Below are 12528 nucleotides of genomic sequence, written 5' to 3' on the forward strand. Positions count from 1 at the left end.
GAGTGTGTCCTTGACTAGAACAACCCCGCATCCAGACCAGCCGCCATATAAAGCCCGAGTTCCCGACACTGGTCCTCGAACTCATCCCGATACTCGCCATGGCAAAGCAGAGGCTCCTGCACCAGACGCCAGCGCAGACCAGTGGTAATAGACTCTATGGCGCGATGAGTGCCGGTACCGTCAAGCCCGGCGCGAATATAGAAGGTGAAAGGCAGACCCTGGGTTTTTTCCAGGCAGGGGTAGTAGCTGCGGTCAAAGAAATCCTTGAGGGCGCCACTCATGTATCCCAGGTTTTCAGTAGTGCCGAGGATAATGGCGTCACACGCCAGTACGTCTTCAGGGCCGGCCTCCAGTGGCGGGAGGACGGACACCTCGACGCTCTCAATGTCTTTATTTTTTGCGCCCTGCTCTACCGCCTCCCGAAGTTTGAGGGTATTCGGAGAGGGGGCATGGGCAACGACCAGCAGTCTCTTTTTCTCATCCATACCATCTCCCAAAATAAGCAGGCAACCAGTCGTGTCTAGAGAAGCTCACCATTGGCGTCTGCTGTTGCCTCTTCAGTGGCAGCAACCGCTTCTTTTTTAACAGGCTTGGGCATCAACTTGTCGCGTACCGCTGTTTCAATTTCCCTGGCAATCTCCAGGTTCTCTTCCAGAAACTTGCAGGCATTGGCTTTGCCCTGGCCGATCTTGTCGCCCTTGTAGGCGTACCAGGCACCGGACTTGTCAACAAAACCTTCCTTCACACCCATGTCGAGCACTTCGGCCATGTGGTAGATGCCCTTGCCATACATGATCTGGAACTCGGCCTGTTTGAACGGTGGAGCCACCTTGTTCTTGACCACTTTCACGCGTGTTTCGTTACCGACAACCTCGTCACCGTCTTTTACCGATCCAATGCGGCGGATGTCGAGGCGCACGGAAGAGTAGAATTTCAGGGCATTGCCGCCGGTGGTGGTTTCTGGAGAGCCAAACATAACGCCGATTTTCATGCGGATCTGGTTGATGAAGATCAGCAGACAGTTGGCGTGCTTGATGTTACCGGTCAGTTTACGCAGGGCCTGAGACATCAGGCGGGCCTGGAGGCCCACGTGACTGTCACCCATTTCGCCCTCGATTTCGGCTTTCGGGGTCAGGGCTGCAACAGAGTCAACTATAATGATGTCTACGGCATTCGAGCGCACCAGCATATCGGCGATTTCCAGCGCCTGCTCACCGGTATCCGGCTGGGACACCAGCAAATCATCCACGTTCACGCCCAGCTTTTCTGCGTAGATGGGGTCCAGGGCATGCTCTGCGTCGATAAAGGCACAGGTTTTACCGTCCTTCTGGGCCTCGGCGATCACCTGAAGGGTCAGCGTGGTTTTACCAGAGCTTTCCGGGCCATAGATCTCACAAACCCGGCCGTAAGGCAGGCCACCTATGCCCAGGGCCACATCCAGACCGAGCGAGCCGGTAGAAACCGCAGGAATGGCTTCCCGGGGTTGGTCGCCCATTTTCATAACGGCGCCCTTACCGAACTGGCGTTCAATCTGGCTGAGTGCTGCGCTCAGTGCTTTGTTGCGTTTATCATCCATCGTTGCAAACCCTCTGTCGCCAATGCCGTTATCGGGACGGGAACCCGGCGGCCAAAATCAAGAACCCGGGAGCCCGAAAAACCGGACTCCTGTATATTTGAACAGTATTAAAACATAACACGGGGACGAGACCAACCCCTCTGTTTCAGGAGTTTTCCAGAAACGCTCTAACCCCCTGTAACGCATAAAGAACCGCCTGGCGACGGACCTGGTCACGGTCTCCCCTGAAGGTTTCAACCACCGCTTCGGTATCCGCAGGAGAACGCCCCCAGGCAAACCACACCGTGCCCACCGGCTTATCTTGCGTACCTCCGCCAGGGCCGGCAACGCCGCTGATCGCCACCGCAACGCTGGCACCGGTCGTTGACAGCGCGCCCGCGACCATCTCCCTCACCACCGGCTCACTGACAGCTCCATGTTCACTCAGCGATGATTCAGTAACCCCAAGCAATTCCTTCTTGGCATCATTGCTGTAGGTAACGAGTCCTGCCAATACATAGGCTGAGGAGCCCGCACGATCAGTGAGTACCTTGACTACCCAGCCACCGGTGCAGCTTTCTGCCGTAGCAATGGTAAGCTGTTTGTGCTCCAGCAACTCGGCCAGGTTTTCACCTGCTTCCGCCAATGCCTCATCAGTCAGTGGCATAATGATCTCCTTCGTTTCATCATGGCGGTTATTTTCTTACAATCCCTGCCTTCATATAAAGCCAATGGATCCGGAACCGTTCATGTCAGCAGCCCAGACCGATCTGTCCCAGCACACCCCGATGATGAGGCAATACCTCAAAATCAAGGGCGAACACCCCAACGAGCTGGTGTTCTACCGCATGGGCGACTTCTACGAGCTGTTCTACGAAGACGCCCGCAAGGCCGCCGAGCTTATGGACATCACCCTCACTGCCCGCGGGCAGTCCGGTGGCAGCCCCATCCCCATGGCCGGCATTCCCTACCATTCCGCTGAAGGCTACATTGCACGTCTGGTCCGTGCTGGTCAATCCATCGCCATCTGCGAGCAGATTGGCGATCCTGCCACCAGCAAGGGGCCGGTCGACCGTCAGGTCGTACGCATCGTTACGCCGGGCACGCTCAGCGATGACGCATTCCTCGAGGACCGCCGTGACAACCTGCTTGTCGCCATCTATAGCCATCGGGAACAGTTCGGTTTTGCCTCCCTGGATATTTCCAGCGGACGGTTTACAGTGTCCGAGCTGGATGACCTGGAGAGCCTGCAGGGAGAACTCCAGCGCCTGCGACCTGCGGAAATCCTCATCAGCGAAGACTTTCCCTACCAGGAGGTACTTGAAGGGTATACCGGCATCCGCCGGCAGGGCCCATGGCTGTTTGAATCCGACACTGCCCGCCGTGTGCTTACCCAGCAATTGCAGGTAAGGGACCTGACCGGGTTTGGCTGCGATGATCTCACCCTGGCCATCTGTGCCGCCGGATGCCTGCTTCAGTATGCCAGGGAAACCCAGCGCACCGCCCTGCCCCATATCCGCAAACTCAGCCAGGAACGCCGCGAAGAGGCAGTGATACTGGATGCCACCAGCCGCCGCAACCTGGAAATCGACACCAATCTGATGGGCGGCACACAGCACACTCTTGCCTGGGTAATGGACCGCACGGCTACAGCTATGGGCGGGCGCCAACTGAGGCGCTGGCTCAATCGGCCATTGCGCGATGTAACCATCGTGGAACAGCGCCAGCAGGCGGTGTCAGCCCTGCTGGACGGGTTTCATTACGAGCCGGTCCACGACCTGCTCAAAAGCATCGGCGATATCGAGCGGGTTCTGGCGCGGGTGGCGCTGCGTTCTGCCCGGCCCCGGGATCTGGCGCGCCTGCGTGATGCCTTCCAGGCACTGCCAGAGCTGCAGCAGGCCCTGAAGCCGGTGAACTCCCACTACATAGTCAAACTGGCTACAACGATCAGTGAATACCCTGAACTGGCGGATTTGCTGGAGCGGGCGATCATCGACAATCCACCAGTGGTGATCCGTGACGGCGGCGTTATCAGAGAGGGATTTGATGACCAGCTGGACGAGCTGCGCAACATCAGCGAGAACGCCGGCCAGTTCCTGCTGGATGTGGAAACACGGGAACGGGAACGCACCGGCATCAGCACACTGAAAGTGGGCTACAACCGCGTGCATGGCTACTACATTGAAATCACCCGCGCCCAGTCCGGCCATGCGCCGGTGGATTACATACGCCGTCAGACGCTCAAGAATGCCGAGCGCTTTATCACTCCGGAACTGAAAGAATTCGAGGACAAGGCCCTCAGCGCCAAGAGCCGATCACTCGCACGGGAAAAAGCTCTGTATGACGAGGTGCTGGAAACCGTTGCCGCCGAGCTCGCGCCCCTACAGGACGCCGCCCAGGCTCTGGCGGAACTGGATGTACTCAGTAACTTCGCCGAGCGGGCCACCAGCCTGCGTTTCAACGCACCGGAATTCAGCAACACTCCCGGCTTCGACATCGAAGAAGGCCGCCACCCGGTCGTTGAGCAACTGCTGAGTGATCCTTACGTACCCAACGACCTGCTGATGGACCAGCAGCGCCGCATGCTGGTAATCACCGGCCCCAACATGGGCGGTAAGTCCACCTACATGCGCCAGGCTGCACTGATTGCACTGCTGGCCTACACTGGTAGCTTTGTGCCTGCCAATCGCGTGGTCATCGGTCCGGTGGACCGCATTTTCACCCGCATGGGCTCTTCCGACGACATCGCCGGCGGACGCTCGACCTTCATGGTGGAGATGACCGAAACCGCCAATATCCTCCATAACGCCACCGAGCACAGCCTGGTGCTGATGGACGAGGTGGGGCGCGGCACGAGTACCTTTGACGGTCTCTCTCTGGCCTGGGCCACGGCGGAACACCTGGCTAAGCATATTTGTTGCTATACCCTGTTTGCCACCCACTACTTTGAGCTCACACAACTGGCTGACGAGCTTGAGCATGCGGTCAATGTTCACCTGACTGCCACAGAGCACGACGACACCATCGTATTCCTGCACAATGTTCACGATGGCCCCGCCAGCCAGAGTTACGGCCTGCAGGTGGCCAAACTGGCGGGTGTGCCCCAGGACGTTATCCGCAACGCGCGGGAGCAGCTCTCCCATCTTGAGGGCAGCGCTGCCCCGGCCAATCCTGTCGCCGAGCCTGAAAAGCCGGAACGCGCCGCCCGCATCAGCGAGCCGGTGATGCAGGGGGACATGTTCGCCAGCCTGGAACCCAGCAGGGTGGAAGAAACACTGGCGGAACTGGATGTTGACGGGCTGACACCCAGGGATGCGCTGAACCGTCTGTACGAATTGAAGGAACTACTGAAAAAATAAGCCGAAAACACAGCAGAATTGACCCATGTAATAACGATATAGCGCCTCGGCGCTTGCGGCCAGGCAGGCCGCTCAATACAATATCGCGCAATTATTATTACTCTGATGAGATTGACTACTGGACCAGGAAGCTGACTATGACGTTTGTCGTTACCGATAACTGCATCAAGTGCAAATACACGGACTGCGTGGAAGTATGCCCGGTTGACTGCTTCTACGAAGGCCCGAATTTTCTGGTGATTGATCCGGACGAGTGCATCGATTGCGCCCTTTGTGAGCCGGAGTGTCCTGCGGAGGCCATCTTCTCGGAAGATGAGTTACCGGCAGATCAGGTCCAGTTTGTTGAACTCAACGCAGACCTGGCGGGCAAGTGGCCGAACATCACCGAGAAAAAAGATCCGCTGCCGGACGCAGAAGAGTGGGACGGCAAACCGAACAAGCTGCAGTACCTGGAAAAGTAACAGCTGCGCTCACTGCGCAGCCAGCTTTGCCCCGATGGCAACAAAGAAGCCGCCGGTCAGGGCGTTGAGCGTACGCTTGACGCCCTGTCCCACCCCGAGCCGGCGGGACCTGACCACCACCACTGCCAACGCACATTGCCACACCATCGCCAACACAAAATGAACCGCCGCGAGAAACAGCGATTGCTGGAAAGCATTCCCGGCCGGATCGATAAACTGGGGCAACAGCGCCATATAGAATAAGGCGGTTTTCGGATTCAGTACGTTGGAAAACAGGCCTTCACCGAAAGCCACCCTGATTGATACCGGTCTCATCAGTGCCCGGCCTGCACCGCCAGCCTCTGGCTCTTCAGCTTTTGCCGGGTTTCGTTTCATGGCCTGACGCAACGAACTCAGCCCCAGCCAGATCAGGTAACAGGCTCCGGCCCACTTGAGCGCGGTAAAAGCCCAGGTGGTTTCCACCAGCAGCACGGAAATGCCCAGGGCAGACAGGGTGGCATGGATGAAAAGCCCGCTACAGATACCCGCGCTGGTCACGCAACCGTCCCGCAGGCCTCCCCGCCCGGCATTTCGCATCACCAGCAGCGTGTCCACCCCGGGCGTCACCGTCAGCAGCGATATGGCCACCAGATAGGCCCAGAACAGCTCGGTTGGTACCAGCATATCCAAACACCCCCACAAACAGCAGGAGTATTCAGCTTTCCTGCTGCAAAAGCTTTTTTGCCGCCGCCGACTTGTAGAAGGGTTCGAGACGACGACGGATCAGGGCCTCAAGATACCCCTCCTCCCTCAGTACGTCTATCACCGGAAGTGCGTAGGCATCCACTTCCGCCATCACCACCTCACGGTCGACGCCAACCGCACCCAGGAGTTCAATAATCGGTCTATCGCCATACATGGAGAATAAATGATCCACCACTGCCCTGGTACAGCCCTTGAAGTACTCGGTCTTGCGGAACTGCAGCCAGAACTCATACCCCAGAACCACGAACTCCTGAAGTTGCACGTCACCAAGCCCCTCGTGGAGCTCTTCGATAGTGCGGTCTTCCAGGGACACCCAGACGGCCATCACGCTGTCACGCAGTTCGTCGTCTGTCAGTGCCCGGTGCAGGAACTGCTCGCTGCGGGCGATCAACCCCGGCAGACTGTCCGACAGCCATGTCTTGAAGCGGCGCTCGAAGGTCTCATCCAGTCCGGGAACCGCCTTGTTGGCCATGCGCTTGCCAAACTTCATCATCGAGCCGACACCCGGAACACTCTTGGTGATCAGATTGTCCTCATACAGGTAATTCACCACGCCCTGATAAACAACGTTCGACACCAGTTCCTGATAGACCGGATGAGCCATGATCTCACTGATTACCCGCTCCCGCTGTTGGCGAAGCTCAAGGGCTTCCTCCAGGAACCCGGTGGCCTGTTCGCGGGTAATAATATCCCGCAGCCGTGAGCTACTCTGGACCTGTGCATTAAGCACTTCCGTAGCCATCTCAGCCGCCATTTCCGGTATACCGGCGTCCAGGTCCATGTCTATCACGATACGCTGAATCACCCCCATCACCTGTTCCACGGAGGTCAAACGATTCAGGGTGACCGTACTGGCATAATCAAACAGTTCATCCACCTCGGTTGCCAGAAACCGGCGTAGTTTTGCGCCTTTCAGGGACGAAAGTTCGTGTTTTACATGCTGCTCGAGCAGAGCATTGGCGAGATCCGTTTTGCCTTCGGTCATAGTCACGGTCCGGTGCTGTCTGTATGTGGGCGATAAGGGTCGGAAGGGGAAGAGGCTAACACGAAGCCACAACGGCTGCGTTTGCCGAAGATACATGCGAAAAGGTGCAGGTGGGTCAAGAGGCAGTGCTGCCTCCTGACCGCCTGGAGTGGACATTACTGGAAATCGCTGAACTCGTGAGGTTCTGCCGCCAGTGCCAGGCACAGGCTACCCGGGCCCACATAAATACTGCTGGTAATTCCCATCTGGGACAGCAACAGCTCCACGCCATTTTTCTCGCAGGCATCCCGCAGACGGTTCAGGCCAGGAAGATCCTCGATTTCGGTCCAGGTCAGCCCGCAGGAAAGGCTGACATAGGGTGTAAGCAACCCGGCCTCTACCCGGCCAGCTGCGTAGTTCATAACCTTTTCCACCGCCATGTCAAAGCTACGGGTTTTGGCGGCAGGCTGTCCCTCGGCACCCAAACCAAAAATCACCGGGGTGATATTCAGGGCCTTGCCCAGGAAGGCCACCAGCGCTGACACGCTCTTGTCGCCGCGCTTTCGGGCGCGCTCGCGTATGTAATGCAGGTCACGGGGAATAACGCAGGTATAGATCTTGTCGGTGAAGGCTTCCACTTCATTACGGAGGGCATTCTTTGACAGTCTCTGATCAATCAGTCGGAGGGTGTGGGCCGCCAGCAGGCCCTGACCTGCAAATATCTGTTTGCTGTCGATCACACGCATGGAGAATTTGCCTTCACGCCCGGCAGCCTCACGCACGTCCTGATAGTGCGACATGACGCTGTTCATGGCCTCTGTGGCGTTCTGGTAAATCAGGCTGCGGGAACGGGTGACGGTTTCGCAAATCGCCACATCAAACTGGGTAACAATCTTCTCCATGAACAGATCATGAATCTGCTGGGGAGAAAAGGCCTGGGTCTCGGCATGGTGGCCCTTTTGCAACAACCCGCTCTGATAGAACTCCTGGGTTCGTACCGGATCGTGCTCATCAATATAGGTCTGGCCGTCGATAACCGCTGTGACAGGTAGAATGAAGAGATCATGCTTGCGACTGAACTCGTAGGGCAGATCGCAAGCTGAGTCCACAATAAGACCAACGCGCATGGGGGCCTCCAGCTGCGGGAAGTTGTTCCTGCCGGACACTTCCCTTTTTATTGTCGTTGTTCCTGGCAGCGCCCAGTCTTACATAAAGCCGTGGCAATTTCAGCACTCCACTAGCGCGCAGATTGCTCCAGCTCAAGTTCGTTGAGATTTTTATCGATCAGATCACGATTATCCTGTTGCCAGGGGTGGAACCCTTCGCGGAAATAAGCCAGGAAATCCGGCAGACACTTGCGTAAAACACCCGGCTTACCCCACAAGAAATTCATCCCGCCGATCCAGGTGCCCGGACTCCATAGTTTACCGTCGGCTTTCAGCAGGCTGCAGGTGTTCAGAAAGGTGTACTTGAAGAAGTTCCAGGTTACGAACAGGAACACGATTCGCCGCAACCGCTCATTGCCCACGCAATGACGGTAAACATCGAAAGCCACGGACTTGTGTTCAGTCTCTTCAATGGCATGCCAGCGCCATAGCCGGGCCATGCCGGGTGTGGCCCCCTCCATCCATTCCGGGTGCTGGAGAATGGCATTGGCCAACACCGCAGTATAGTGCTCGGCACCGCAGGTTCCGGCCAGCTGGCGACTTGGTGGCAGGTTACCCACCCACTCCATGTGTTTGCGGAACCGCTCGTCGATGGCGTCGATGTCGTAGCCTCGCGCCTTCAGGGCTTCGTTGTAATGCTTGTGCTCCCTGCTGTGCAGGGCTTCCTGGCCGATAAATCCGCGAATTTCCTCTTTCAGCTTGGGGTCATCCACCTGGTCACGATAAAGGCGGACCGCATTGATGAACTGCTGCTCCCCATCCGGAAATTGCAGAGAAAGTGCGTTAAAGAAGGCCGTGCGAAAGGCATCGTTACCATGCCAGAGAGTCTTGAGGTCGTCGGCCAGATCAAAGCGCAAGTGCCGCGGGGTAACCGAAACACCCTTGGGGGTGGAACTGATGGTCATGACTGCCTCCGGTTTATTGTGATTATGGAGTGAAATTCAGTTTAAACCCGAATTCAGTTCCAAAGGAAGGCAGAAACAGAAAAAAGCCGACAGATTGTCATAAAATGACAGTTCGTCAATGGAATCAAAAAAGGAGGTATGGCAACGCCGATACCTCCAAGGACACACAGGGGTTGATGGCCTCCGGCAATAGCAGAGGCCTTCGTTCAGTGCTCTTGCGCCGCCTTGACGCCCGGTGCTTCCGGGTCGGCGGTAAATCCGATCAGTTTGGTGCGTTCAATCAGCAAATACAGTACCGCACCGGTGGCCAGGCCCCAGCCCGCACCATAGACCGCCAGTACCACACCCATGGTGCCGGCAATGCCACGCTCGGTATTGTTCTCCAGTTGCTCAAGCCCGACCATCAGGCAGATATAACCGGTCAGAAGCAGGGTAAGCGACAGTGCAATCGGCAGCACCGGCTGGAAGAAGCTCACCAGAGGCAGCATGAATACAGCAATAAACCCGGTAATCCAGAAAGTGCCACCACCACTGTAGATGGACTCCATGGCATTGCGGCCATACTTGTAGCGCTCGGCCATGGTAGCGGTTACTGCCGTCCAGATCGGGCCCGCCAGGCCGGGATAAGGGGCGAAGAAGGCATGGCCGCCGTTACGCAGAGCGGTTACCAGGTGTACACGGTCAATGCTGTTGTCGATGTCTTCGTCTTTGCGCAAGTGGTCCACGCGGCTCATCAGCGACTGGCCCACAACGATATCGCCGAAGGCAATCACGTAGGCAATCACCGCGGTCGGGATGGCATAAAGGAACACATTGGCATCGGGGAAACCAACCGAGAACGGCAGGTAGTTCCACAGTTCGTCAAACGCCGGCTTGGTAATACCCCATTCCACATTGGGGACGGCGTACTCGCCGGTCGCGAAGCCCACCGCAATGGCTACGACCATCCCCGGCACCATGCCGTAGTTGGCAATTTTCCGGGCGATACTGTTGCTGTCCACAAAACCTTTGAAGGAAACAGAGAACATCAGATAAAGACAGACCAGACCACCGATAATCAGGGAGATCGGCGTTTCTGCCAGCCGGCCGCCGGCTTCGATTTCACCCATCAGGGCCGCAATACCGGCACCGATGATAATGCCGCCTTTCATGGACCGTGGAATCAGTTCCACCAGCTTACTGCCCAGGCGGGTAATACCCAGTACCAGGAAGATAATGAACACCAGGAACTGCAGTGCGAAAAGCGCCTGGATGGCCTCAGGTCCAGGTTCGTAGTCGCCCAGGAACAGCAGCACAACCGGTATACCCGGGGTAATCCAGCCCGGCACCAGTGGCACACCAAGCAATGCTGGCAACATGAAGCCGATACCGCAGATCACCACATAGGCAAGAGCGACGTCGTAAGGCACGCCAAGGTATTTTTCCAGCAGGGGAATCATGGCCAGGCTGACCACGAACATGATCAGCCCCTGCACCATTTCCGCAAATTCCCAGCGGTAATGAACAAACGGCAGCCGGACCTTGAAGGGGCCCGCCGGCCAGTACGGCTGTTCTTCGCCGTCTTTACGATGATACATCTGCATAAAAGTTCTCCTGGCGCGGGAGACACCGCGCCTGATGTTGTTTTTGTGGTGTCAGTTGAGTTCTTTCGCCTGGTCGCGCAGAACGAATTTCTGGATCTTGCCGGTCGAGGTTTTCGGCAACTCCGTGAACACGATGGTTTTGGGCACCTTGAAGCGGGCGAGACGCTCGCGACAGAAGCCGATCAGATCCTCTTCACTCACATCGCCGGCTTCCGGCTTGAGGGTGATGAAGGCGCAGGGAGTCTCGCCCCATTTTTCGTCCGGGCGTGCCACCACGGCTGCTTCGAGCACGGCCGGGTGACGATAGAGGGTGTCCTCCACCTCGATGGTGGAAATGTTCTCGCCCCCGGAGATGATGATGTCCTTCAGGCGGTCCTTGATTTCCAGGTAGCCGTCTTCGTGCCATACCGCCAGATCGCCGGTGTGGAACCAGCCGCCACGGAACGCTTCTTCGGTGGCCTTGGGGTTCTTGAGATAGCCTTTCATCACGGTATTGCCGCGCAGGAAGATCTCACCAATGGTCTTGCCGTCTTTGGGAACCGGTTCCATGGTGTTGGGATCGCCCACCATGGTGCCCGCAAGCGTATGGTAGCGAACGCCCTGGCGTGCCTTGATGGTGGCCCGCTCGTCCAGAGTTTTCTCATCCCATTCGGACTTCCAGGCACACACGGTGACCGGGCCGTAAACTTCTGTCAGCCCGTATACATGAGTGACGGCAATGCCCATCTCCTCGATGGCGCCAATCACCTGGGCGGGCGGTGCCGCGCCGGCCGTCATGGATTTTACTTCGTGATCAATGCCGGCCTTGGCGGCTTCCGGCACGTTCAGCAGCGCATTGAGAACGATAGGAGCACCACACATGTGGGTAACCTGGTGATCCCGGATCAGCTGCAGGATTTTCTCCGGGTCCACCCGGCGCAGGCACACGTGAGTACCCGCCAGCGCGGTAACGGTCCAGGGGAAACACCAGCCGTTGCAATGGAACATTGGCAGGGTCCACAGGTAGACCGGATGCTGCCCCATGGACCATACCGCTTGGTTGCCCATGCTGTTCATGTAGGCACCGCGATGGTGATACACAACGCCTTTCGGGTTACCGGTGGTACCGGAGGTGTAGTTCAGGGAAATGGCATCCCATTCGTTCCCCGGCAGGCTCCACTGGAACTCCGGGTCACCCTCCTGCAGGAAGGCCTCGTAATCCAGCTCGCTCACCCGGGTGCCTTCACCGTACTCCGGGTCATCCACATCAATCACCAGCGGCTTTTCATCCAGGCGGCTGACGGCGTCGCGGACCACGTCGCCAAATTCCCTGTCCGCCACAATAACTTTGGCTTCCCCATGCTGCAGCATGAAGGCAATGGCCTCGGCGTCAAGGCGCACGTTCAGGGTGTTGAGAACCGCCCCGATCATGGGCACACCAAAGTGACACTCCACCATGGCCGGGATATTGGGCAGCATCGCAGCCACGGTGTCCCCGCGGCCAATGCCACGACCGGCCAGTGCCGAGGCCAAGCGGCGGCAGCGCTCGTAAGTCTGGCCCCAGTTATAACGAATGGCCCCGTGAATCACCGAGGTGTATTCCGGATACACGCTTGCCGTGCGCTCAATAAAATCGATGGGGGACAGAACAGAATAATTGGCGTCGACAGGCTCCAGGCCCTGATCAAAAATCGAGGTCATTGCTGTGGTCCTCTGGGTTCCATTGTTCTTATGGTGTATTCAGTAAGTACGCCGGAAAAGCTATACTCTTGGGCGCCGAAAATAGTATTCGATAGCAAATATACTAGAAAT

Annotated in this window: 11 protein-coding genes; 2 read left to right on the forward strand and 9 right to left on the reverse strand. The window is 57.3% G+C overall.

Annotated features, from left to right (window positions below):
* Window positions 1-14 precede the first annotated feature (14 nt).
* The 3 genes from QPM17_RS04420 to QPM17_RS04430 form a co-directional block, all read right to left on the reverse strand.
* Complete coding sequence (locus QPM17_RS04420; protein ID WP_285389107.1) at window positions 15-485, reverse strand: flavodoxin family protein; 471 nt, start codon at window positions 483-485, stop codon at window positions 15-17.
* A 35-nt stretch (window positions 486-520) separates the two neighbouring features.
* Window positions 521-1576 (reverse strand): recombinase RecA, encoded by a 1056-nt coding sequence (gene recA / locus QPM17_RS04425; protein ID WP_285389109.1) that lies wholly within the window; start codon window positions 1574-1576, stop codon window positions 521-523.
* 145 nt (window positions 1577-1721) lie between these two features.
* Window positions 1722-2222 carry a CinA family protein gene (locus tag QPM17_RS04430; RefSeq protein WP_285389111.1) on the reverse strand — a complete coding sequence of 167 codons (501 nt, stop codon included), beginning with the start codon at window positions 2220-2222 and terminating at the stop codon, window positions 1722-1724.
* Window positions 2223-2304: 82 nt separating this feature from the next.
* Here QPM17_RS04430 and mutS point away from each other — a divergent pair, with 82 nt between their 5' ends.
* Together mutS and fdxA are read left to right on the forward strand one after the other, a co-directional pair.
* Window positions 2305-4914 carry a DNA mismatch repair protein MutS gene (gene mutS / locus QPM17_RS04435; protein WP_285389114.1) on the forward strand — a complete coding sequence of 870 codons (2610 nt, stop codon included), beginning with the start codon at window positions 2305-2307 and terminating at the stop codon, window positions 4912-4914.
* Window positions 4915-5051: 137 nt separating this feature from the next.
* Window positions 5052-5375, forward strand: coding sequence for a ferredoxin FdxA (gene fdxA / locus QPM17_RS04440; protein ID WP_137437739.1), 324 nt, complete (start codon window positions 5052-5054; stop codon window positions 5373-5375).
* A 9-nt stretch (window positions 5376-5384) separates the two neighbouring features.
* Here the strand turns inward: fdxA and QPM17_RS04445 are convergent, their stop codons facing one another.
* The 6 genes from QPM17_RS04445 to QPM17_RS04470 all read right to left on the reverse strand — a co-directional run bounded on the left by QPM17_RS04445 (window position 5385) and on the right by QPM17_RS04470 (window position 12417).
* Window positions 5385-6038, reverse strand: coding sequence for a LysE family translocator (locus QPM17_RS04445; RefSeq protein ID WP_285389115.1), 654 nt, complete (start codon window positions 6036-6038; stop codon window positions 5385-5387).
* 31 nt (window positions 6039-6069) lie between these two features.
* Window positions 6070-7104, reverse strand: coding sequence for a hypothetical protein (locus QPM17_RS04450; RefSeq protein ID WP_285389116.1), 1035 nt, complete (start codon window positions 7102-7104; stop codon window positions 6070-6072).
* Between the two features lie 155 nt (window positions 7105-7259).
* Window positions 7260-8210 (reverse strand): DegV family protein, encoded by a 951-nt coding sequence (locus QPM17_RS04455; protein ID WP_285389117.1) that lies wholly within the window; start codon window positions 8208-8210, stop codon window positions 7260-7262.
* 110 nt (window positions 8211-8320) lie between these two features.
* Window positions 8321-9154 carry a metal-dependent hydrolase gene (locus QPM17_RS04460; RefSeq protein WP_285389118.1) on the reverse strand — a complete coding sequence of 278 codons (834 nt, stop codon included), beginning with the start codon at window positions 9152-9154 and terminating at the stop codon, window positions 8321-8323.
* 206 nt (window positions 9155-9360) lie between these two features.
* A complete protein-coding gene (locus QPM17_RS04465; protein ID WP_285389122.1) occupies window positions 9361-10737 on the reverse strand; it encodes a solute carrier family 23 protein in 1377 nt (458 codons plus the stop codon).
* Window positions 10738-10788: 51 nt separating this feature from the next.
* Window positions 10789-12417 (reverse strand): acyl-CoA synthetase, encoded by a 1629-nt coding sequence (locus QPM17_RS04470; RefSeq protein WP_285389123.1) that lies wholly within the window; start codon window positions 12415-12417, stop codon window positions 10789-10791.
* Window positions 12418-12528 lie beyond the last annotated feature (111 nt).

Origin of the sequence: Marinobacter azerbaijanicus, from assembly GCF_030250645.1 — a bacterium.
Taxonomy (GTDB): domain Bacteria; phylum Pseudomonadota; class Gammaproteobacteria; order Pseudomonadales; family Oleiphilaceae; genus Marinobacter; species Marinobacter azerbaijanicus.